24 protein-coding genes are annotated in these 21,921 nt (G+C 57.7%); 15 read left to right on the top strand and 9 right to left on the bottom strand.

Features of this window, described 5'->3' with window-relative positions:
- Positions 1-107 precede the first annotated feature (107 nt).
- The 5 genes from ACUTJJ_RS07420 to ACUTJJ_RS07400 form a co-directional block, all read right to left on the bottom strand.
- The gene (locus tag ACUTJJ_RS07420; protein ID WP_063950203.1) at positions 108-1,157 is read right to left on the bottom strand and encodes an ABC transporter ATP-binding protein; all 1,050 of its coding nucleotides are present in this window, start codon (positions 1,155-1,157) and stop codon (positions 108-110) included.
- A complete protein-coding gene (locus ACUTJJ_RS07415; RefSeq protein ID WP_445541778.1) occupies positions 1,157-2,203 on the bottom strand; it encodes an NAD(P)-dependent alcohol dehydrogenase in 1,047 nt (348 codons plus the stop codon). The genes ACUTJJ_RS07420 and ACUTJJ_RS07415 overlap by 1 nt, the downstream gene beginning before the upstream one ends.
- A 7-nt stretch (positions 2,204-2,210) precedes the next feature.
- Positions 2,211-3,029, bottom strand: coding sequence for a carbohydrate ABC transporter permease (locus ACUTJJ_RS07410; RefSeq protein ID WP_209090872.1), 819 nt, complete (start codon positions 3,027-3,029; stop codon positions 2,211-2,213).
- Positions 3,026-3,889, bottom strand: coding sequence for a carbohydrate ABC transporter permease (locus ACUTJJ_RS07405; protein WP_063950206.1), 864 nt, complete (start codon positions 3,887-3,889; stop codon positions 3,026-3,028). The genes ACUTJJ_RS07410 and ACUTJJ_RS07405 overlap by 4 nt, the downstream gene beginning before the upstream one ends.
- A gap of 67 nt (positions 3,890-3,956) precedes the next feature.
- Positions 3,957-5,207: an ABC transporter substrate-binding protein gene (locus tag ACUTJJ_RS07400; RefSeq protein WP_209090874.1), complete on the bottom strand. Its 1,251-nt coding sequence runs from the start codon at positions 5,205-5,207 to the stop codon at positions 3,957-3,959.
- A 135-nt stretch (positions 5,208-5,342) separates the two neighbouring features.
- On the opposite strand from ACUTJJ_RS07400, the gene ACUTJJ_RS07395 reads away from it, so the two are divergent.
- The 4 genes from ACUTJJ_RS07395 (at position 5,343) to ACUTJJ_RS07380 (ending at position 8,383) form a co-directional block, all read left to right on the top strand.
- Entirely contained in the window at positions 5,343-6,275 is a 933-nt protein-coding gene (locus tag ACUTJJ_RS07395) for an AraC family transcriptional regulator (protein ID WP_209090876.1), read from the top strand.
- 152 nt (positions 6,276-6,427) lie between these two features.
- The gene (locus ACUTJJ_RS07390; protein ID WP_209090878.1) at positions 6,428-6,958 is read left to right on the top strand and encodes a lipocalin family protein; all 531 of its coding nucleotides are present in this window, start codon (positions 6,428-6,430) and stop codon (positions 6,956-6,958) included.
- Between the two features lie 12 nt (positions 6,959-6,970).
- Positions 6,971-7,672 (top strand): SDR family oxidoreductase, encoded by a 702-nt coding sequence (locus tag ACUTJJ_RS07385; protein ID WP_209090879.1) that lies wholly within the window; start codon positions 6,971-6,973, stop codon positions 7,670-7,672.
- A gap of 153 nt (positions 7,673-7,825) precedes the next feature.
- Entirely contained in the window at positions 7,826-8,383 is a 558-nt protein-coding gene (locus tag ACUTJJ_RS07380) for a fasciclin domain-containing protein (protein ID WP_209090881.1), read from the top strand.
- A gap of 81 nt (positions 8,384-8,464) precedes the next feature.
- On the opposite strand, the gene ACUTJJ_RS07375 is transcribed toward ACUTJJ_RS07380, so the two are convergent.
- Positions 8,465-9,253, bottom strand: coding sequence for a DUF4394 domain-containing protein (locus ACUTJJ_RS07375; protein WP_445541777.1), 789 nt, complete (start codon positions 9,251-9,253; stop codon positions 8,465-8,467).
- 186 nt (positions 9,254-9,439) lie between these two features.
- Here ACUTJJ_RS07375 and ACUTJJ_RS07370 point away from each other — a divergent pair, with 186 nt between their 5' ends.
- The 3 genes from ACUTJJ_RS07370 (at position 9,440) to ACUTJJ_RS07360 (ending at position 11,033) form a co-directional block, all read left to right on the top strand.
- The gene (locus tag ACUTJJ_RS07370) at positions 9,440-9,985 is read left to right on the top strand and encodes a sigma-70 family RNA polymerase sigma factor (protein ID WP_209091924.1); all 546 of its coding nucleotides are present in this window, start codon (positions 9,440-9,442) and stop codon (positions 9,983-9,985) included.
- Positions 9,982-10,680 (top strand): anti-sigma factor, encoded by a 699-nt coding sequence (locus ACUTJJ_RS07365; protein WP_209090883.1) that lies wholly within the window; start codon positions 9,982-9,984, stop codon positions 10,678-10,680. Before ACUTJJ_RS07370 ends, ACUTJJ_RS07365 begins: the two co-directional genes overlap by 4 nt.
- Before the next feature lie 152 nt (positions 10,681-10,832).
- Complete coding sequence (locus tag ACUTJJ_RS07360; protein ID WP_209090885.1) at positions 10,833-11,033, top strand: FAD-dependent oxidoreductase; 201 nt, start codon at positions 10,833-10,835, stop codon at positions 11,031-11,033.
- 64 nt (positions 11,034-11,097) lie between these two features.
- Here ACUTJJ_RS07360 and ACUTJJ_RS07355 read toward each other — a convergent pair whose 3' ends face one another.
- On the bottom strand, positions 11,098-11,427 hold the full coding sequence (locus tag ACUTJJ_RS07355; protein WP_209090886.1) for an ArsR/SmtB family transcription factor: 330 nt from the start codon (positions 11,425-11,427) through the stop codon (positions 11,098-11,100).
- 189 nt (positions 11,428-11,616) lie between these two features.
- Between ACUTJJ_RS07355 and ACUTJJ_RS07350 the strand changes: the two genes are divergently transcribed.
- The 3 genes from ACUTJJ_RS07350 (at position 11,617) to ACUTJJ_RS07340 (ending at position 13,951) form a co-directional block, all read left to right on the top strand.
- On the top strand, positions 11,617-12,120 hold the full coding sequence (locus ACUTJJ_RS07350; RefSeq protein ID WP_144576849.1) for a PAS domain-containing protein: 504 nt from the start codon (positions 11,617-11,619) through the stop codon (positions 12,118-12,120).
- Positions 12,121-12,188: 68 nt separating this feature from the next.
- Positions 12,189-12,785, top strand: coding sequence for a hypothetical protein (locus tag ACUTJJ_RS07345; protein WP_445541776.1), 597 nt, complete (start codon positions 12,189-12,191; stop codon positions 12,783-12,785).
- A 317-nt stretch (positions 12,786-13,102) separates the two neighbouring features.
- Complete coding sequence (locus ACUTJJ_RS07340; RefSeq protein ID WP_209090887.1) at positions 13,103-13,951, top strand: GGDEF domain-containing protein; 849 nt, start codon at positions 13,103-13,105, stop codon at positions 13,949-13,951.
- A gap of 122 nt (positions 13,952-14,073) precedes the next feature.
- On the opposite strand, the gene ACUTJJ_RS07335 is transcribed toward ACUTJJ_RS07340, so the two are convergent.
- Positions 14,074-14,934, bottom strand: a complete 861-nt coding sequence (locus ACUTJJ_RS07335) for an alpha/beta fold hydrolase (RefSeq protein WP_209090888.1) — start codon at positions 14,932-14,934, stop codon at positions 14,074-14,076.
- A gap of 322 nt (positions 14,935-15,256) precedes the next feature.
- On the opposite strand from ACUTJJ_RS07335, the gene ACUTJJ_RS07330 reads away from it, so the two are divergent.
- Entirely contained in the window at positions 15,257-15,733 is a 477-nt protein-coding gene (locus ACUTJJ_RS07330; RefSeq protein WP_144576843.1) for an Hsp20 family protein, read from the top strand.
- A gap of 71 nt (positions 15,734-15,804) precedes the next feature.
- Positions 15,805-16,104 (top strand): DUF982 domain-containing protein, encoded by a 300-nt coding sequence (locus tag ACUTJJ_RS07325; protein WP_144576840.1) that lies wholly within the window; start codon positions 15,805-15,807, stop codon positions 16,102-16,104.
- 162 nt (positions 16,105-16,266) lie between these two features.
- Here the strand turns inward: ACUTJJ_RS07325 and ACUTJJ_RS07320 are convergent, their stop codons facing one another.
- Positions 16,267-17,427: a glucoamylase family protein gene (locus ACUTJJ_RS07320; RefSeq protein WP_445541775.1), complete on the bottom strand. Its 1,161-nt coding sequence runs from the start codon at positions 17,425-17,427 to the stop codon at positions 16,267-16,269.
- Between the two features lie 327 nt (positions 17,428-17,754).
- Between ACUTJJ_RS07320 and ACUTJJ_RS07315 the strand changes: the two genes are divergently transcribed.
- The 3 genes from ACUTJJ_RS07315 to ACUTJJ_RS07305 are packed head-to-tail and all read left to right on the top strand — an operon-like array spanning position 17,755 to position 21,876.
- Positions 17,755-18,414: an ABC transporter ATP-binding protein gene (locus tag ACUTJJ_RS07315; protein ID WP_209090890.1), complete on the top strand. Its 660-nt coding sequence runs from the start codon at positions 17,755-17,757 to the stop codon at positions 18,412-18,414.
- Positions 18,411-20,819, top strand: a complete 2,409-nt coding sequence (locus ACUTJJ_RS07310; RefSeq protein ID WP_209090891.1) for an ABC transporter permease — start codon at positions 18,411-18,413, stop codon at positions 20,817-20,819. The genes ACUTJJ_RS07315 and ACUTJJ_RS07310 overlap by 4 nt, the downstream gene beginning before the upstream one ends.
- The gene (locus tag ACUTJJ_RS07305; RefSeq protein ID WP_445541774.1) at positions 20,809-21,876 is read left to right on the top strand and encodes a lipocalin-like domain-containing protein; all 1,068 of its coding nucleotides are present in this window, start codon (positions 20,809-20,811) and stop codon (positions 21,874-21,876) included. The genes ACUTJJ_RS07310 and ACUTJJ_RS07305 overlap by 11 nt, the downstream gene beginning before the upstream one ends.
- The last annotated feature ends 45 nt before the right edge of the window (positions 21,877-21,921 follow it).

Here is a 21,921-nt window from a genome sequence, read left to right as displayed (position 1 = left end):
GGTTCCGGTACCCTCGGGCTTAAAGCACTGCAGAGCAGACGCCGCGTGAAAGCGTTCTCGGGGTTTGTCACGGGGGCCGAGAGGCTGCAAAACTGGCCTAACAGTCGTCAGTTCAACCGTAAACCTGTGGCGGGATCAAAGACGTGAATATCCGACGCGGCCACGTCGACCCCGAGCACCTCGCCTACGGCTGGTCTGACCTCCGCCGGAACGGAAATGTTGATCTCGTGCCGGTCGTTTTTGAGGCAGATCAAACGTGTCTCACCGTGGAACTCATTGCGCTCAACGGTTCCGCGAAACGCCTTGGCATCGTGGTTCAGGCGGAATGATCCCGGCCTGATCCCGACGGTGACCTCACCAGAGCGCAGACCCGCCGGGGCTGCAAACGTGACGAGATCGTCGCCGACGCCCTCAGCCGTCATCTGCAATTGCAGGAAATTCATGTTCGGCGTGCCGATGAAGCCTGCGGCAAATATGGTTCGGGGTGTCTGGTAAATCTCTTCGGGCGTGCCCATCTGCTCGATCCGACCATCTTTCATGAGCACGATACGGTCGGCAAGCGTCATGGCTTCGAGCTGATCATGAGTGACGTAGATGCTCGTCGTTCTCAGGTCCTTGTGGAGCCGTGCGATCTCAACACGCAGACTACCGCGCAGCTTGGCGTCGAGGTTCGAAAGCGGTTCATCGAACAGGAAGACCTCTGGCGTCTTGATCATGGCGCGGGCAATCGCCACACGCTGCTGCTGGCCGCCAGATAGTTCGGTGGGCTTACGCGAGAGATAGACGCCAAGGCCAAGCGCATCAACCACAGGCGTCAGACGCTGATCGATTGCGGCCTTGGCGATGCCGGCCCTCTCAAGACCAAAGGTAATATTGTCCCGCACACTCATGTGAGGGTAGAGCGCATAGTTCTGAAACACCATGGCGATGCCCCGGTCGCCCGGGTCGCGGTCGTTCATCCGCGCGCCGCCAATGAGAAGATCACCGCCGGAAATTTCCTCAAGCCCGGCGATCATCCGCAGCATCGTGGATTTCCCGCAGCCGGACGGACCGAGAAAGACGACGAATTCGTGATCGTCGATCTTCAGGTCGAAATCGCGCATCACCTCAAGCGAGCCATAGACTTTCCGGATTCCCCGGCACTCGACGGTGGCCATCAATGCGTCTCCCCATCCAGGATGATCTGCAACTTCACGTCTTCAGGCCTGCCTTCGGCCGCCCGCTCGAAAGCTGCGATCGACTGATCGAAAGCGTAGGTGCCGGAAACCAGCGGCTTCAGATCAACCTTGCCCGCGGCAATCAGCGCCAGCGCACGATCAAACACATTCGCATAGCGGAAAACGGTCTCGATACGGCATTCACGGAAGCAGGCCGCTGCAAGGTCAACGGCGACCGGTTCCGGCGGCAGGCCGACGATGACCACCGTTCCGCCCGGACGCACGACCTTGAAGAGATCGCGGACCGCAGCCGGCGCGCCCGAGCATTCGAAAACGATGTCCGCTCCCCAACCTTCGGTTGCTTCCTTGACGGTCTGAACGAGATCGACCTCTTTCAGATTGACCCCCGTGATGCCGCCATAGCTTTCGGCAAGCTTCAGCTTCGTGGCGGAAATATCCGAAATCAGGACCCGCGAGCAGCCGCCGGCGAGAGCGGCCAGGGCCACCATGATGCCGATCGTGCCGCAGCCGGTCACAACTGCCGTATCGCCGGGCGTTATCTTCGCCCGGGCGGCCGCCTGCATCCCAACCGCGAATGGTTCGACCATAGCGCCTTCGGCAAAGGAGACATTATCCGGCAGTTTATAGGTGAAGCTTGCGGGATGAACTGTCTCGGGGCACAGAACGCCGTGGACGGGAGGCGTCGCCCAGAAAGTGACGGCAGGATCGACGTTGTAGAGGCCGAGGCGGGAGGCGCGCGATTTCGGATCGGGGATACCCGGCTCCATGCAAACCCGGTCGCCCGGCTTCAGATGGGTGACACTGGCACCGGTCTCGATGACGGTGCCGGCCGCCTCGTGACCGAGAACCATGGGCTCGTTGACGACGAAGTCACCGATGCGTCCATGAGTGTAATAATGCACGTCGCTGCCGCAGACGCCGACAGTATGGAGACGAATGCGAACGTCATCCGGCCCCATTTCATGGGAAATTTCGATGTCGCGCAGGGAAAGTTCGCCGACACGTTCGAGGACAAGTGCTTTCATGGGTCAGTCAACCTTGATCAGTTTTTTTGGAGAATGCAGCATTGAGGCCACCGGCAAGCACGCCGAGCAGGATCAGCGGCGGCAGCGATAGAAGCACCACGGCGGCGTTGAGAATGCCCCAGGGAACGTTCATGCCAAGCTGCGACATTTCGGACGCGATGATCGGCAGGGTCTTTGCCTTCGAGGTCGTCAACATCATGGCGAGAAGGAACTCGTTCCAGACGAGGACAAAGGAGAAGGCGATGGCACCAAAGACCTGGAAACGGGCAATTGGCAGGGCGATGCGGAAGAAGGTCGCATAAGGGCCAAGTCCGTCCACCCTGGCAGCTTCTTCGACGTGGTGGCTGACGCGCTCGAAAGCCGGGACGGAAAGCCAGATGGTGATCGACGCCGTCACGATGAGATAGGTCACGATCAGGGACAGTCGCGTGTCGTAGAGATCGAGGCCGAGCCAGATGACCAGCATGGGAATGGCGATGGCAACGGGCGGCAGGAAGCGGAGCGACAGCACGAAGAACTGCGCTTCCGCCGTGATCCTGTTCTTGAACCGGGCGATCACATAGGCGGCGGGCACACCGAGGACAGCCCCCAGGACGACCGCGCTCGAGCAGATGATCAAGGAATTTGTGAGCGCGCGTGCGACCGATCGGCGGTTCACCACGTAACTCATATTCTCGAGAACAGGCTGGAAGACGAGCTTCGGAGTCGATACCAGCAGGTCGGCATTGGTCTTGAAAGCGTTAAGCAGCGTCCATAGCAGCGGCAGCACGACGAGCGCGGCGGCAAGGACAAGCAAGAGCCTGAGCAGGAAGGTGGAAATCTTCATCGATTCAGCCTCTTCCAGGTGAAGGTAAAGGTGACGATGGTCAGGACCATCATGATGACGGCCATGGAGGAGGCGTACGAAATCTTGCCGGCTTCGATAAATCCCTGGGAATAGGCGTACATGTCCAGCGTCTCGGTCGAGATGCCGGGACCACCGCGGGTCATGACATAGACGAGGTCGAAAGAGCGCAGGCTTTCGATCGCCTTGACAAGCAGCAGGCTGATCAAGGGTGCCTTTAGCATCGGCAGCGTGACAAAGCGGTGAATTTCGAAGCGGGTCGCCTTATCGATGCGTGCGGCTTCCAGCGGCTGTGGCGGCAGGGATTCCAGAAGCTTCAGGATGATCACGGCGAAGAAAAGGCCCCACTGCCAGACGTCTACGAAGGCAACGGCAAGGAGTGCGCCAAGCGGCGTCGACAGGATATCGGGCGTGATGCCGGTGAGTTCCCTGACCGGCCATGTCAAGGCGCCGTAGAGCGGATGGAAGGCGAACTTCCAGACGAAAGCGGCGCAGACGCGTGGCAAAAGAACCGGGATGATGAAGAGCACGCAGAGCACGTTGCGCATGCGCGGGCTTGCGGCCTCGAACATCGCAATCCCGAGTGCAAGCCCGGTAACCATGGTCAATGAAACGCTGATGATCTCCCACTTGAAGGACACCCATAGCGCATTCAGGAAACGGGAATCTGAAAACAGCGCCAGATAATTGGCAAACCAGACATAGTCCGCGTCGGGCGCAGACAGCGTGCGGTTTTGCAGGGAGATATTGATGGCGTAGACCGTCGGCACGAGCGCCAGAACGATCAGGATACCCAGAGTGGGTCCAAGAAAGACGTAAGGCAGCGAGCGGCCGCGGCGCATGGCAGATCCTCGGGTGGGAAAAAGGGGGCGCGTCACCAGACGCGCCCCTCAGACGGCTTGGGAGGCGTCAGAGTTTGGCGGCGAAAGCTTCAAGTTCGTTGAGCGTCGCCTTGATATCGGTACGGCTGCCGGTGATCAGCTCTTCCAGCATGATACCCCACTGGTTGCCCAGTTCCTGCCAGCGTGCATCCTGCCAGAAGGTAACGGTGGTCTTTTCGCCGGTCGCCGCCATCGCATCGGCAAGATTCTGGCCGAAGGTCTTGGCGTATTCCGGGCTCTGATAGGTGCTTGTACGCGTCAACTCCCCCGGCTGACCGGCGGCGAGGCGGCGTGCCTCCTGTTCCTTGGATGTCGCCCAGGCAACGAAGAGGCCGGCGCAGGCCTTATCCTCATCCGTCTTGTTGGCCTTGGAAGCGATTGCAAAACCATGGGCGTAACCAGCGCCCGGCAGCGGCGACGGTGGAACCGAGAAGGCGACCTTGTCTGCAACCTGGCTCTGCGCCTTATCGACCGACATGCCACCGAGTGGCGCAGATTCGATGATGATCGCCACCTTGCCGGAGCGGAAAGCGCCGGTGGACTCATCCCAGGAGCCCGTTTGGGTGCCCGGTGCGGAGTATTTGAACAGTTCGAGGTAGGTTTCGGTCGCCTTTACGGCTGCATCGGAATTGAAGGCCGGTTTGCCATCCTTGAACCACTCGCCGCCATTTGCCTTGAAGAAGGGCATCCAGCGCCAGACATTGGCGCCTGAACCGCGCTGTCCGCGCAGGGCGGTGCCGTAAACACCATTTGCCGGATCATGCAGCTTCTTCACCGCGGCGAAATAGTCGTCCCAAGTCTCCGGCGGGCTGATGCCTGCCTTCTCCAACAGATCGGTGCGATAGACCATCAGGTCGCCGCCGCCCTGTACCGGTGCAAACCACTCCTTGCCATCATAGGTCGCAGCAGCGCGCATGCCGGCGTCGAAATCTTTGTAATCGTATTCTGCCGGGTAAAAGCCTTCGAGCGGAACGATCCACTTCGACGACGCAAAAAGGGCAAGATTGGCCTCGTCGACGTAATAGACGTTAAAGCTCCCGACCGTCGAGGCGTCAGCCTGTGACTTTGCGCGGCGATCGTTCTCGTTGAGATAGCTGATCTCGAAACCAGCGCCCGAGAGTTCTTCAAACTCATCGACGTATTTTTCGAGAAGTGTCAGTCCGTCGCGTGGCTGCGCCAGCACACGCACGTCGCTGGTGCATTGTGCGGCGGCAAACGCGTTGGATGCGGCAAAGATGGCGATAACCGCGCAGCCGGCGCGGAGTGCGTTCAGTGTCATGATGTCCTCCCTTGGTGGCAACTCCCGTGCCATCGACCGGGCCAGATTTGCGCAAGCGAGACGCGTAAACTAGTTGGCGTCAATCACAGAACTGGTATTATCTTGACATTTGTGCGCCATAACATGAGCAGATGAATGCGTATTGCATCGGACTTTCCGCAATCGGTCTCCGAGACCTTCTCCGCCACACGCGAACAGATCGTTCTGCCAGGAGGGGCGTCCTATCTGATCCGCAGGGACGACTACCCCAATCCGATCTGCATCTGGAACTACCACCCAGAATGGGAAATCCACTTCATTCCTGATGCTACAGGCTTTGCCTATGTAGGGGATTACATCGGGCCGTTCCGCCCGCGGCATCTGGTGCTCACGGGGACGAACCTTCCCCATAACTGGATTACGCCGGGCGCGCCCCCGTTGCCCGGTCGAGACATGGTTCTGCAGTTTGATGCGGATGCGCTGATCGGTATCCGCGCGGTCTGTCCGGAGTTTGATGTCCTTCACCGGCTCAAACCTCTGGCACAGCGTGGCATCGAGGTTCTGGGCGAAGACGCTCTCTCGATCGGTGCCAAAATCCTAAAATTGCACGCGGTAGGACACCGCGGCGGGCTTGGGCTTTTTCTGGAAATCCTCGAAGATATCGAGGCAGCCGCCGACAAACGCTTGCTCGCAAGCGAACATTTCATATCCGTCTATAACCAGGTGTCTGACCGCAGGCATCGCAGGATCGATCAGGCGATCCAGATCCTCCAATCGAACCCGGCCGCCCAGATGCAGGAAGTGGCCGAGCTGGTTGGCTTCGAGCCCTCGGCATTCTCCCGCGCCTTCCGACGCCTGACCGGCATGAACTTCTCCGACTACAGCCGATCGGTTCGCGTCTGGCGGGCGCGAACCCTGCTTGCCGAGACGGAGACATCCATTACCGATATCTGTTTCGAGGCGGGCTTCAACAACCTGTCGAACTTCAATCGTTACTTTCGACTGGAGATGGGGCTTACCCCCAGGGCTTACAGAAAGGCGGCGCGCATCAGGGCGAAATCCGTCATCGCGGGACCGTCAGCGAAATAGGGTTTGTCGCTGACCTGATTGGGTCCGCATGTGCAACGCTTTTGACGCCGATGCGTTCTATGGCGCCAGCGTTCGTCCTTGATCGCTGTCGGGGTATACCGCGACGGCGGGCGGATACCTGGGCCTATGGACGCCATCAAAAGGAGGAGTTCATGCAGACGGGTATCAAAAAGCTGGCCGGAGCGTTAACGCTTGCTGTTGCGCTATCGGCCCAATCCGCCGTCGCCGCCAGCCCGAAGCCGGTTCCGGTGGGGATTGATCACTACCGCGGTACGTGGCTTGAGATCGGCCGCATGCCCATGCTGCTGACGGACGGCTGCGTCGCCGGCTACTCGACCTACCGGCAGGGTAGCGCTGCAAACGAGGTCATGGTGGAGGACGGCTGCCGGGTAGGCACTCCGCAGGGCCGGCTGAAAACCATCAAGGGTGTCGGCAAGATCGAGGACTTTGGCTCCGCAAATGCCAGGATGCGGGTGCGTTATCCGCTTCTCATCACGTTTAACTATTGGGTTCTGTACAAATCCCCGGACAAATCCTGGTTCATCAGCGCCAACCCCTCCACTGACGACGTGTGGATTTATGCGCGTGGCATACCCTCCAAAGCGAAACTCCAGGGAATGATCGCGAAAACGCGCGAGCTGGGCTATGACGTCAGCAAGCTTGAGTTTCCCGCTCAACGCTGAAGGGGTATATCGATGCTGCATTCCCTAGCGGACGGCTACAGGGCGATCGTGATAGGCGCATCCGGCGGCGTCGGAGGGGCCTTGATGTCCCTCCTTGAAGCCGATGCTTGCTGCGCGGTTGCCCTGCCGCTCTCCCGCAGCAAGGACGATCTGGACATTACCGATGAGACGAGCGTCGCCGCGGCCGCGAGCCGTCTCGGCGACCAGCGCGGGTCCTTCGATCTGATTTTCAACGCGACCGGCGCCTTGACGATTGACGGCGTTGGCCCTGAAAAGTCGATCAAGGCAATCGACCCTTTGCAGATGGCCAAACAGTTTGCCGTGAATGCTATCGGACCAGCCCTGCTGTTGAAACATTTCGCGCCGCTTTTGAAGCGCGAAGAAAAATGCGTTTTTGCCTCGCTGTCCGCACGCGTCGGCTCGATCGGAGACAACCGATTGGGCGGGTGGATCTCTTACAGGGCATCTAAGGCGGCCCAGAACCAAATCATAAGAACGGCAGCAATCGAGATCGGGCGCACCAATCCACGGTCTATTGTCGTGGCGCTTCATCCCGGAACGGTCGCGACTGATTTGTCGCAGCCGTTTTCAAAGGGAAAGGATCGGTTCGAGCCGGAAGAGTCTGCCGCGCGCCTCCTCCAGACGATAGACGCCCTCACGCCAGAGCAGACCGGTCAGTTCTTTGCCTATGACGGCTCAAGAATCGAATGGTAGTTTTCGATCTCGCAAAACGATTTTAACGGCTAGTTATCATGTCCTGAAACTTTTCTGTCAGTCCTTTCGTCTTTTGTCTCGCTCCAATGAAGGAGTGTTAGCCCGAGGAGGCGCGCAATCCGCGTCGGGGCAATTGAACAAGAGGACGTTACGATGATCCGGTCTGCAATACAGAAGCTCGCGCTTGCCACAATCGTTTCTGCCATCTCGACTGGCGCTTTTGCCGCTAATCCGAAAGTCGGTGGCGCCGCGATGTATGAAAACAAAAACATCGTTGAAAACGCCGCGAATTCAAAAGACCACACGACGCTTGTCGCAGCCGTCAAGGCCGCCGGCCTGGTGGAAACGTTGCAGGGCAAGGGTCCCTTCACGGTTTTTGCACCAACCAACGAAGCTTTTGCGGCCCTGCCCAAGGGCACCGTCGACAATCTCTTGAAGCCTGAGAACAAGGCACAGCTGACCAAGGTTCTCACCTGTCACGTCGTTGCGGCTGACGCCATGTCAAAGGCTATTGCAAAGATGATCAAGGACGACAACGGCACCCACGACGTGAAGACAGTGGGCGGGTGTATTCTGAAAGCCAAGGAGAGCAAAGGTAAGATCACCCTCACCGACGAGACTGGCGGTGTAGCGCATGTCACAATCGCCGACGTGAAACAGTCGAACGGCGTCATTCACGTTATCGACAAGGTCCTGCTTCCCAAGATGTGACGGTAAACCCTTGATAAACAGGGCTGGCTCCGGTTTCGGAGCCAGCCCTTTGTCATCTCGCGTTGTTGCCGCAACAGTGTCTCAGGTTGCAGGCAGGATGGCGATGTCGCGAATCCGGCCGTCAGCACCGGCAATCGCACCAATTTCAGTCGCAGCACCCGTGTCCAGATTGACGGTGTAAAGCGTATTACCCGCAGCCAGAAAGGCAGTGTTCTTGCCGCCTTCCTCTCCGTGGATATCGAATGCATAGCTTGCGGGTGTTTCCTTCAGGCCGAGCTTGCCGATCGACTTCAACGTTCCATCATTTGGCTTTGTCTGCTGGATCAGCGCCCCGATTGTGGCGTCGATATTGTACATCGCGGTTTTCTCGGGCTTGCCGATCGAGTTCGTGTAAGCCGCAGCAACGATATTCGGCGTTTCACCCTTATGCATGTCGCCATCCTCATAAGCGAGTGAACCATCCACCGTGACTGCCCCGGTGTCAGGGTGAACGCGTTGGTTCGTGGTGCCCGTCATGAAACGAAGACGGTCTGCAGCGGGATTGAAGTCGACGACAACAGGTGCATCGGAAAGGGTGAGCGTCTTGTCCATCTTCGCGACCTCGGTGGCAGCGCCGGTCTCGAGGTCGATGGTGACGATACGATGATCCGATGTCACACCAACGACGGACTTGTTGCCCGGGCGGAAGTCGATGCCGACGAGCTTTTCGACGCCGGTCACCTCCATGGACTTCGTAACCGAAGGTTTTTGCGTATCGAACATGACGAGGGTCTTGTCTCCTGTGAGACCAAGGACCGGCGCCGCTACGGCAAAACCTGCCGATGCCGCGAGGGCCATGGATGCGATGAGACCGAGGCGCATAGTATGCATGTGCTTCTCCCGTTGTTGAACCATTCTGAAGGCGTCGTTCGAACGCCTCCGGTTTCAGGACACGGCAGCCCGCGCGGTTGGATGCAGGCGGGAAAAATTATTTTAAGATGCATCCATTAACTTGTCTGATGGGTATGATGCAGCGGTCGCCGTTCACCCGACCACGTGGAAAGGAATAGGATGCAGATGGGCTCCGTGCCGAACGATCTCGACAGGGCGCTCGCTGCCTGCGCGAAAGGCGATAAAAATGCGTTGCGGTTGATATTCGATCGCGAGGCCGGGCGGCTCGTCGCGGTAGCCCAGCGTATCGTCAGGCGGCGCGAGCTGGCCGAAGAGGTTGTTCAGGAAAGCTTTGTGCGAATTTGGACCCATGCGCATCAATATCGCGCCGATCAGGGATCTGCGCGGGGATGGATTTACGCGATCGTCCGCAACCGCGCCCTCAATCTTGTCCGCGATACGCGCCGCGAACTGACCGTTGAGGACGTCGACATGCTTCGGGATAGTGAAGCCGCAACACAGGTGATCGCCGCATGGCAGCAACTGGATCGGAACTCACGGCTCTATGAATGTCTCGGTCAGCTCGACGAGACGAAGCGTCAGGGAATCTTGATGGCCTATGTCGGGGGATACTCTCACGGTGAGATCGCCGGCAGGCTATCCATTCCGCTCGGAACGACAAAGTCCTGGATAAGGCGTGGCCTCATCGCCCTGCGGGAGTGTATGGCATGACCATTGACCGCAAAGACAGTGCCGATCTTGCCGATGATTACGTTCTTGGCCTGCTGGATGAAAAGGACGTCGGAGCAATCGAGGCTGAACTGGTGCATGATGCTGCCCTGCGCGCGGAGGTGTCCAGAAGCCGGGAGCGATTTCTTCCCCTTGATACCGCGGTTGAACCTGCTGCAAATACCGAAGGCTTATGGGAAAAAATCGAAGCCCGCCTGGTTCAGCAAAGCGCTCCTGCACAGGACGCGTCGCCCAGGTCCGCAAATGATAACAATAGCTGGCGTAGCGTCGCTCTTTCAGCTATCGCCGCAAGCCTGCTGCTCGCCATCGGTCTTGCCTTCAGCCTAGCGCGGCCTTCCGATCCCCTCGTGATCGCGGTTCTCCTTGACGAAAGAGGTCAGGTGCAGGCTGTCGTTGAGGATTTCGGAAACGAGAGGGCAACGGTGCGGATGCTGGCCGATTTTGCGGTGCCGCAGGACAAGACGATCCAGCTATGGACGTTGCCCTCGAAGGAGGTTGGTCCCGTTTCGCTCGGTTTGCTCGAGGGCGTGCGTTCCGCGCAGCTGGAAGGGCCTCCACTTCCTGCCCCCCGAACCGACCAGCTTTACGAAATCACGCTCGAGCAGGCGGGTGGCTCGCCAACCGGCAAACCCACTGGGCCAATTCTTGCAAAGGGATTTGCCCGGATGCCACGATAGGACTGTCCGCAAAGCGTGACATGTGATCTCGATGTTGCCCGGATGTTGAACGGCTTGTGGCCGCTCGCCTGAAGTGACTGGTAAAATCTGGTCGTTGCAACTCGTGCCCCCTGTCCCTTTAGTGTAGGGATGATACTGGGAAGTCAGGCTCCATGATCACGCGTGCGCAGGACGTGACATCATTACCGTTTCAGGTTTGCATCGTTGGTGCTGGGCCGGTGGGACTAGCCACTGCATTTCGCCTGGAGAAACAGGGTATCGGCGTTCTTCTGGTCGAGGCGGGACAACACGATAACGGCGGTCGAGTGGTGAACGCAACCAACCACCATGCGCCTGGCGGACCACCTCGCTGAATCAATCAGAACTGTCCATTCTATCGAGTGGGCCAAGTCCTGAAATGACCGGTGCCTGCGGTGCCTAGATGCGGCTCTTGCGAGGATGCGCCAGGGGATAGCCGTTCTTTTTTTCAAAACTGGGGCTGAAGATCTCGCTCAGCATATCAAGGACGCGTTGAACGCCGGGATTTCGGCAGATGTAATAAACCGTCTGGCCGTCCTTGCGCGTCGCGACTAGTCCGTCGCGGCGAAGCTTGGCAAGGTGCTGTGAGATAGCCGACTGGCTCATATTCAGTCGCTCGGCCAGACTGCCAACTGAGCTCTCATTGTCGCAGATGATCGACAAAATCTCCAGCCGAACCTCGTTTGAGAGATTGGATAACAATCTGGCCTTGGAAGAATTTGAGTACATGGTACCGATCCGGAACTGTTCAACCCTGTCCTGACCTCATTTGATCAACTTGGGACAAGTAGCAATCAGATATGCCAAGCTGCGCTTTGCCCTCAATTCTGAGCTTTCCCATACTATGCAACAAACTTAAGGCGGGCAAGTTATGCATTTAGTGTCGTCATAGGTTCAACTGACAGCAATGGAAAAGAGATGCGCGACTTCAACGATGACATCAAATATGTCGGCGGTTTGAGCGATTCCATCGGGTTCTTCAGCTGGGTTCTTGCCGACAATCTTCTTTTTGCCGATGCGGTATTCGCGTCGCTCTACGAGATACCACTTGAGGATTTAGTTAAGGGCATGCCAGTCGAGACCATCCTCTCAAGGATCGTTGAGGAGGATAGGGCGATGATTGCCCGTAATACGCATGAAGCAATAATTTCCGGTAATACATCCGCATCATCTTACGCCGTGCAGCTCAAAAATGGCGGGCGAAAATGCCTTGTCGCCTATGGGCGATGTCTGAGGGACAGCAACGGCGAGCCGTCGGTGTTCACCGGGGCTGTCATGGATGCCGTCATGCCGGACGTTACATTTGGCTCCAGTGCGCTTGAAGCGCATTGTCGTGCAGCCTATGAGATTGCAAACCGAAACGGTGACGATCTTGCTGCGCGCTATCTTAAGTCGGCCCTGGCACTCGTATCTGGCTCATGACACGCGACTCAAAAATACTAAAACTACATGCGGGCGTTGAAGGCTCCATGACTACGCGAAACCTACTGATGCTGCTTTTGGCAAGCGTCTTCATCTCTGGCGCTGGTGCCATCGGTGCGGCGGAACAGGTCCGCAAGAACGATCACGTTATCGTCTTTATTCGGCACGGAGAAAAGCCGTCAAATGGATTGGGCCAGCTGAGTTGCCGTGGCTTGAACAGGTCCTTGGCTCTGCCGGCAGTTCTCACCCGATTGTTCGGCAAGCCTGACCGCATCATTGCGCCCGATCCATCCCGGCAAAAAGAAGATGATGGTAAGAGCTATGCCTATGTCCGACCGCTGGCGACAATCGAGCCAACAGCGATTGCAAACGGCCTGCCAGTGGAAACGTCGATAGGCTACAACGACGTCAAAGAATTGGTGACCGCTTTGGATCCTACCGAACACCCAGACCGTGTGACCTTGGTCGCATGGGAGCACAAGAAACTGGTCAAAGTCGCAAGGGCGTTGATGGAGGCTGAAGGCGGAGACCCTGATGATATCCCCAAATGGTCAGGCGATGATTTCGACAGTCTTTATGTCCTGGACTTTCCAGGCAACGGCGAAAAGCCGCAGTTCAAGCATATGACACAGGGACTGAGTGGATTGCCGGATACATGTCCTTAACGGTCGTGGCCTATGAGGCGCCCCGTCCATAGCACCCTGCATCTATTGACTGATTTGGTTCCCAAGACTTGCTCAGGCCGTGCCAGCGGTCTTTGTCCCACGTTCCAGTCAGGGAGTTTTTTCTTTCATGATAGCGGCCTGGCACGCGGAACGCGATCAGCGATGCCGCAAAAGGAGGTGCAGCCGCTTCATGATGACGTATACCGACATCTCCACCTCCAAAATATTGCCCATCCAAAAGCAGAATGGGCCGGTGCGCGCAATTTACCTAAATAAGAGTCAACTGATAGATAGCCAAATTGATGTTCGGGGATCGCTTGAATAAAATCAAATCGTCCATCGTTGCGAAGATTTTTCTTGTCTGCTTCGTCAGCGTCCACGTGCCGCTCATTGCGCTCGTTACCTTTTTGTCGCTCGGCTTCCAACCAAGCGCCCTGTCGATTTTCGGTCTTGTCCTCAGCGCGACATTGGTCGGAACGGTTCTGTGTCTTTACGCGATCTGGCGACTTATCAGTCCACTTAACCGGCTTGCATCGGCTTTGAAGCGCTATCCCGACGACAAAACGATCCTGACCTTGCCAGCGTCCGCCTCTGATGAAATCGGCACCGTTACCGATATTGCGCGGTCCATGCTGCTGGAGGTCGAGGACTTGACAAGGAAGCTCAAGCATCAAGCAAGCACGGACTTTCTCACGGGCCTCGGAAACCGCAGGGCGCTGATGGAACGCATGCCGGTTATTCAGGCCCAGGCCAGCCGATCGGATGACGCGGTTTCCATCATCCTCTTCGACCTGGACCACTTCAAGCGGATCAATGATGAATATGGACACGAGACCGGTGACAAGGCGCTGATGGCGGTTGCCGAGGCCGTCAAGGATCACTTGCGCCCCTATGATTATGCGGCAAGGATCGGCGGCGAAGAATTTTGCATCGTGTTGCCCAGGGCTGACATGGCGTCGGCACTGATCGTGGCTGAACGGCTCCGTAACGCCGTCGCCGAATGTGTTGTCGAGCCGCTGGCAAAAGGGCGCATCACCTGCAGTTTCGGTGTCGCTGAAGCTCGACAGAACGAGAGGCTCCAGGAACTCCTTCTGAGGGCGGATGCCGCGCTGTACCAGGCTAAACATGGCGGTAGAAATCTCGTGAAGAGCGCCCAGTCAAAATGACTTGAGGTGACCGAGATAGAAAGCCGTTCGACGGACAGTCGGTGTCAACGTCGACCTCTTTCTCCTATGGCGAGGGAGGTAAGGCCCTCCGTTGACAGTATTAGCAGCATTTGACCCTAGCTTCATGCCTCGAAGAATGAAGTGAGGGCCTGCGCCAGTTCCGAAGGTGCCTCCTCCGCCATGTGGTGGCCGCTGTCTATTCCTTGCCCTGAGACCGGATGTGTTGACCAAGGCTGCCATATTGCCCGAATATCTCCATATAGTTCTTCGAGGTCGTCCTGCATCGACCACAACACGTGGAGCGGGCAAGTCAGCTTTTTTCCGGTGTTCCGATCATCGCGGTCGTGGAGGTGGTCGACCCGGACACCGGCCCGATAGTCGCCAAGCATACCCTGAACCGTCAACGGATCACGGATCGCCGAAAAGAAATCCGCAAAGTTCTCGCGCCCCATGGACGCTTCGTTGCCACCGTACCATGTCAGGGGATCAGCGAGGATGGCCTGCTCGGGTTTGCCATGTTGCGCGAAAAAGAACCAGTGCCACCATCGTGAGGCAAAACGAAAGTCACATCGTTCCAATGCTTCCAGGATCGGAATTCCATCCAGGATGGCAAGCTTTTTCACCCTTTCCTGGTGATCCATGGCCGTGCGGAACGCGGTGTAGCTGCCTCTGTCATGACCTGCCAGGAAGAATCGGTCGAAGCCCAGGTGCTCCATGAGTGCGACACAGTCACGGGCCTTGGCCCGTTTGGACGACGCTTCATAATCATAGGGGTCAGCCGGCTTGCCGGACTTTCCAAACCCCCTCAGATCTGGGCAAATTACCGTGTAATTCTTCGCAAGAATAGGAGCGACCTTGTGCCAGGTGGTGTGAGTCCTGGGATGTCCGTGCAGCAGAAGAATAGGTGGGCCACTTCCGCCATGTCGCACACGAAGCATTGTCTCCGGCAACCTGATCATTTCAAGCTTGAAATCTTCGAACATGCGCACTCCCTTGAATAAGATGCTGAACGATCTTCGTGATTGCCGGTTCCGAGAGATGTCCCGTTGTATGAGACGTGGAAAACGCCAGGGGGGGCTTCCGCTGCACGACGCATTTGGGCGTGTTCTGGGATGAGAAACGCCACCTGCTGAACCTTCACGCTCTAATCGACCGCCGCCCTCGAAATTTTTTAAAGGCGGCTCTTGAATTCGCGGCGTCCAAAACCAAATCGATACGCGCCGGCCGCTCACGACAGGGCTGGCACTGCTGGAAGCGCCATCTTTCGGCGCTCCGTACCCATGTTGCTTCAAGGAGGATATGGCTATGGCAACATCTTTTGACTATTCCCCCCTTTTCCGGTCCAGCGTCGGTTTCGACCGGGTGTTCAATCTTCTCGAAAACGCGCAGCGCGCTCGCTCGGTCAGCGACTGGCCGCCCTACGACATCGTCAAGACGGGCGATGACAGCTACCGGATTGCAATCGCGGTTGCCGGCTTTGCGCAGGACGATCTCGACATTACCTTTCAATCCAATCTGCTGACAGTCACCGGCAAAAAGCAGGAGACGGCCGCAGAGGCCTATCTGCATCGCGGCATTGCCGGCCGGTCATTCGAGCATCGTTTCGAGCTTGCCGATCATGTCAGGGTCAGCGGAGCAGATTTGAAAAACGGTCTTTTGTCCGTCAATCTCGTCCGTGAGGTTCCCGAGGAAATGAAGCCGCGGAGGATAACCATCGAGACCGCGCCCGCGCTTGGCTCGACATCGTCTCCTGCGCAGATCGAAGCAAAAAAAGCCGCGTGAGCTTTATAGCTTTCAATGAGGGCGCCGTGGCCGCGGCGCCTTCGACATCACGGGTTTGGAAGGAGGAAGCAATGAAACCCGATATGTTCAGAGAACCTGTTTCAATTCTTGTTGGTCTCGGCTATCCCGCCCAGGTGCGCAGCGTCATCGATGCTTACCGACACCTCGTAGAATGGCCGACAGCGCTTAGAGACAGCGCACATTCGGTCGCGCTCAAGGCGTGCGGAGCAGCACTGCGCGGCGAGATCGAAGCGGAAACTGCCAGAGGGCTGTTTGCCGCCTTCGCGCAAAAACATGATTTATTGGCGCCGGAGACGAACTTTATCGCCTCGACTGGTTCGCGCCGGGATAAGGATCCACGCCTCGCCTGAGGCAACCCTCGACGCCCGTCAACGAAATTATAACAGGGCGCGCGGTTCGAGCGCCGGCGGGCTGGCTTCTTACTTCCGATTAGGAGATATGCGCGGCGTTGCGCCGAGCTCAAGCGAGCCGGCACGGTCAGCAGCTGATAGGGTCAGGTGAGGCGAGGTGACTTATGGTGATTGCTGCGTTTCCTGCATGTCGGCTCCGTTTAAATACCTCTCCGTCTGGAAACTGAGCCTTGTCAGGCCGCTCCTCACCTCAGCCGCGTTCATGAACAAATCCCATATCAGGCCGCTGCGATAGTTTTCCATCATCGCCACGACCGGGCCCTGATTGATCGCGAGATGGGTTTTGGAAACCCATCCAGTCGATGGCTCAAAGGAATCCATCAGGCCGAAGCGACCCATTAGCCTGCCTTCCCGCCATTGCAGAAAGGACATCGCTGCCTGTTTTGATCGTGCCGGGAGAAACGGCATGCTTGAGAGAGCAGCCGTCGTTGCAATGATGCCGTGATCTTCCGTCGGCGAATTGACGATATATCCTTTGGGACCATCGCAAGCGGAAAGCCCCCATCCGTCAGCAGGCGCATAGCGATTGCTGCAATAGCGATAGTTGATGACACTATGAGCATGCGCCTGCTCGACATAATCCTGGCAATAGGCATCCCGCAATCCGCGCGGATCGATCGTGCAGAAGGAGTAATGCGACAGGAAAAGCGGACCTCCGAATGGCTGCCCGAGCGGCAGCCGGACACCCAGATAGGATGCACCATTCTTGATGTCGCCGTTGCGCGCCCAGCCGATATGGTAAGATGCGGGATCGATCGAATGTTTCGCCGATCCCGCGGCAAGAACATAACAGACCAGAGCCTCGTTCCACCCCACGATCGGCAGGTTCTTCGCCCAGCCGAACCGGGGGCTCCAATGCCAGAAGAGCGGGCCGGGCTTGCCCTGTGTGAACCAGTGCCATTCCACCGTGTCAACGATGGCGGCTACGGACTGGCGCAGACCGATTGCGCTTGGCGTCGGCTCGCCGAAGAATTCGCGTGTGCAGATCAGCGCCTGGACCAGAAGCGCTGTTTCAACGAGGTCTCCGCCATCGTCGAACTTTGCAAACGGAATGGTCTTGCCTCCTGATGTCTGCACAAAATGCGGAAAGGCGCCGTGAAATCGTTTCATCGCAAGAAGAGAGCGAAGCATTCGATTTGCCCGGTCAATCCCCTCCTGCCGCGTGATCCACGAACGGTGTACACCGACGATCAGCGCCAGAAATCCGAAGCCGACACCGGATATGGAGGTAACCTCATGAATCGGCTCTCCGTCCGAACTCATTCGATCCCTCGGAAGTCCGCTTTCGCGATGGCTGCCGGACCAGAAATAATCAAAAGTGCTATGATGCAAGCCATCAAGCTGAGCAGAAAATTCGTCTGTCACTTCCAACCTCGGATGATCCGCAGCACAATCGGAAGCAGATCCGCACACAGGCTTAACCGACTCGGCTATTGATTCCAAATGTGCAGACATGCAGGGCTGAATTGGGGTCGCTTGGCAAAATCCAACACTCTACCACATCGCGTTTCGGGAACATCGCCGGGTAAGCTTGGTTGATGACCGTACGCATGTCACCGAGCAGAACACGAGTTGGGAAACCGAAGCCGCATGATCCTCTTCATCTCCGACGTCAAAAAGACCTATGAAACGGCTGAAGGTGTAATTCCGGTGCTCAATGGTGTCGGGCTATCGCTCGATGCCGGTGAAAGCCTTGCCCTGACAGGAGAATCCGGCAGCGGCAAAAGCACGCTTCTCCATCTTGCTGGCGGCCTTGATCTTCCCGACAGCGGCACCATCATGGTAAGCGGCCGCAAGATCACCGATCTTGACGACAGGGGCCGGGCGCAATTTCGCCGACATGATGTCGGTCTGATTTTTCAGCAGTTCAATCTGATACCGAGCCTTGATGTTGGCTCCAATGTTTCTTTCCATGCAAAGCTTGCGGGCCGCCATGATCCGACGTGGGAAAAGACGCTGGTCGAAGCGCTCGGAATTGCAACGCTGCTGAGGCGCTACCCAGAGCAGCTATCGGGCGGGCAACAGCAACGGGTTGCAATCGCACGAACCCTTGCGGCACGGCCGGCACTGATCCTCGCCGACGAGCCAACCGGCAATCTGGACGAGGCGACCGCGGATATCGTCATCGACATCATGCTTCGGCTGACAAAGTCGGCCAATATAGCACTTCTGCTCGTCACCCATTCCAGCCGGCTTGCCGCGAAGCTTGATCGGCGAATCACCTTAAGCGGCGGGAAGGTTTCGCAATGAACCTATCCGCCTTCAACGCGCTGCTTTCGCATTGGCGCTATCGACCTGTTCAGCTGATGACGCTCGTGATGGGCGTGGCGCTCGCGACAGCTCTCTGGTCCGCCGTGCAGGCCATCAATGCCGAGGCGCGGGCGAGTTATGACCGGGCTGCCTCCGTTTTGTCTCAAAACCAGCTGGATCAGTTGGTGGCAAAGGACGGGGGCATGATAGCGTCGCAGACTTACGCAAAACTTCGGCGTGCGGGTTTCGATGTCTCTCCAGTCATTGAGGGTCAACACCGGTTTGGGATGACGCGTATCAGGCTTATCGGAATTGATCCGTTGACGATGCCGTCGGACCGTACGCTTCTGCCCGCCAATGATCGATCTGGACTGATCGAATTCATGACGCCGCCCGGTGTCATGATCGTGTCGCCGGCAACAGCCGGTAGCCTGAAAGAAACTTCAGGCCTTGCGGTGAGAACGGCAGAAAATATCCCTGACGGTGCCGCCTTTGTCGACATCGCCACCGCGGACCGTCTCCTTGAACGCAATGGCCGCCTTAGCCGAATTGTCGTTTCCGCGGGAGAAGGGCAGAAATTGCAGGCGATTGCGGCCGTCGCGCCCGAGCTGAGGATTAGAGAAGCAGGTGGGCGGCCGGATGTCGCGCGGCTCACCGACAGCTTTCATCTCAACCTTGCCGCATTTGGGTTTCTTGCTTTCGTTGTTGGTCTTTTCATCGTTTATTCCGCAACCGGCCTGTCGTTTGAGCAGCGGCGTGGCACCTTCAGGACGATGAGATCGCTCGGCGTCTCGCTGACATCCCTCACGGCCATGCTCTTTATCGAAGTGACGCTCTTTGCGCTCGTTTCGGGCGCTTTCGGCGTTGTGCTGGGTTACGTGATTGCCTCGGCACTTCTGCCTGGCGTGGCAGCGACGCTCGGCGGCCTTTACGGGGCGAGCGTTGTGGGTTCGCTTTCCATCAGGCCGGAATGGTGGCTGGCAGGCCTTGGCATGGCGCTGGTCGGCACCTGGCTTTCTTCCCTTCAACATCTCTGGCGTGTCTGGAAGATGCCGATCCTGTCAGCGGCGCAAAGCAGGGCTTGGGCAATGGCCTCCTTCAAGGGGCTTGTGCTTCAGGCCATAGCAGGCGTAGTTCTTCTTGCGCTTTCTATCCTGCTGATCTGGTGGGGCAAGGGTCTCGTTGCCGGCTTTTCCGCGCTGGCGGCATTCCTGCTGGGCGCAGCTCTTATCCTCCCACCGTCACTGGCTGTTGCCCTGAAAACATGTGAGCAGACATCCCGACATGTGTTGGCAAAATGGTTCTTTGCCGACACACGGCAGCAATTGCCGGGACTGTCGCTCGCGTTGATGGCATTGCTGTTGGCATTGTCGGCCAATATCGGCGTGGGAACCATGGTTTCGAGCTTTCGCGAAACGTTTGTCGGTTGGCTGGACCAGCGGCTCGCGGCGGAAGTTTATGTAACGGCAAGGGATGAGAGTGAGGCGGACCGATTGCGTCAATGGTTCCCTGATCATACAAAAGCGGTTCTGCCGATCTGGAGTACGCAGGGCGAAATTTCGGGAGAAAAGGTGCAGATTTTTGGTGTCGCCGATGACGCCACCTATAGGGACCATTGGCCGTTGATCCAAGGTACCAAAGCGACCTGGGACGAGGTTGCGAGTGGGCAGGGAGCGCTTGTCAACGAGCAGTTCTGGCGGTCCGGCAAGGCATCGCTCGGACAGAAAATCGCCCTGCCGGGCGGCTGGAGCGCCACCGTCGTCGGTGTGTTTTCGGATTACGGCAATCCGACCGGCCAAGTCATCATCGGTATCAAAGCCCTTGTTGAACACTATCCCGACGTCGAGAAGCTGCGCTACGGGCTCCGCATCGCCCCGGAGGAGACGTCCGCCTTCCGGCAGCGGCTGATGGACGAATTCGGGCTGCCTGAAAGCAATATCGTTGACCAGGCTTCTCTCAAGCGGCAGTCGACGGCCATTTTCGAGCAGACCTTTGCAGTGACGGGTGCGCTCAACGTCCTGACGCTTGCCGTTGCGGGCTTTGCGATGTTTTCGAGCCTTTTGACGCTTTCGTCGCTCCGGTTGCCACAGCTGGCTCCTGTCTGGGCGCTCGGGCTTCGTCGTCGCGATCTGGCGTGGCTAGAACTTCTCCGGACGCTTGCCTTGTGGTTCATCACTTTCCTCGCGGCAATTCCCGTCGGGCTAGTATTGGCGTGGGTTCTCCTGGTGATCATCAACGTCGAAGCATTCGGCTGGCGGTTGCCCATGATGCTCTTCCCCCTGGAATGGCTTAGACTGGCCGTTGTCGCGCTGCTCGCCGCCGTCATCTCGGTTCTCATTCCGATCCGGCGGCTGGCGAGAACGGCTCCTGCCGACCTTCTGAGGGTCTTTGCCAATGAACGCTAATCCCATCATCGCTTTTCTTTGCGCTTCTCTTGTTCTGATGCCCGCCGCGGCAGTCGGGCAGGGTTTTGCCGGTCTCGGGTCGAACGCGGAAGGTTTTAGCGTTCCGAGGAGAGGCGTGCCGCTGGTGTTCCCGCAGGACCATGGGGCGCATCCCGATTTCAGGATCGAGTGGTGGTACGTCACAGCTAATCTGCGCACATCCGATGGTGAAGAACTCGGTGCGCAATGGACGCTTTTCCGGTCGGCGCTTCAACCTGGTAAGCGTGGCGGATGGGCCGATCCGCAAATATGGCTCGGCCATGCGGCAGTAACGACCGCTAACCGTCATTACGTGGCTGAAAGATTGGCGCGCGGCGGTGTTGGACAGGCAGGCGTCGAAGCTGAGCCGTTCGACGCCTGGATCGACAACTGGCAGATGGAAGCGGTGACGAGTGAACTTGCCGATCCTCTCGACAAGATTGATCTGAATGCCAAAGGCGACGGTTTCCAGTATCAGTTAAGGCTTACCGCGAAAGGACCTCTGGTTTTGCAGGGTGAAAAGGGCTTTTCCGTCAAATCGGCGGCAGGCCAGGCAAGCTATTATTATTCACAGCCATTTTACGAGGTGCGCGGGACGGTCATCCTTGATGGCCGATCACGCGAGGTGAATGGCAGGGCTTGGCTCGATCGGGAGTGGTCGTCCCAGCCGCTGGCGTCAAATCAGACGGGGTGGGACTGGTTCTCCCTCCATCTTGCGACGGGTGAAAAGGTTATGGCGTTTCGCCTGCGGGACGACAGGCAAGGATATGTTTCTGCCAATTGGGTGTCGGCGGACGGCACGACCGCAGCCGTGGATCCCGCAGATGTGCAGCTTTCACCCTTGCGAACCGCAACTGTCAACGGCAGGGTCATCCCTGTGGAATGGAACCTGAAGATACCGAGCCGCGGTCTCGACATCAACATGACCGCTCTTAATGAACAGGCCTGGATGGCGACCTCGACGCCCTATTGGGAGGGGCCTATCAGTTTCACAGGGACCGCCTCGGGGAGTGGCTATCTGGAAATGACCGGCTACTGAGATTTTTTCTCAAACGCTCGGAACAAAATTGAAGATGACACATTT

It is taken from the genome of Agrobacterium sp. DKPNP3 (assembly GCF_052686535.1).
The sequence above is the reverse complement of the archived record's forward strand: the minus strand, read 5'-3'. Positions and strand labels throughout refer to the sequence as shown.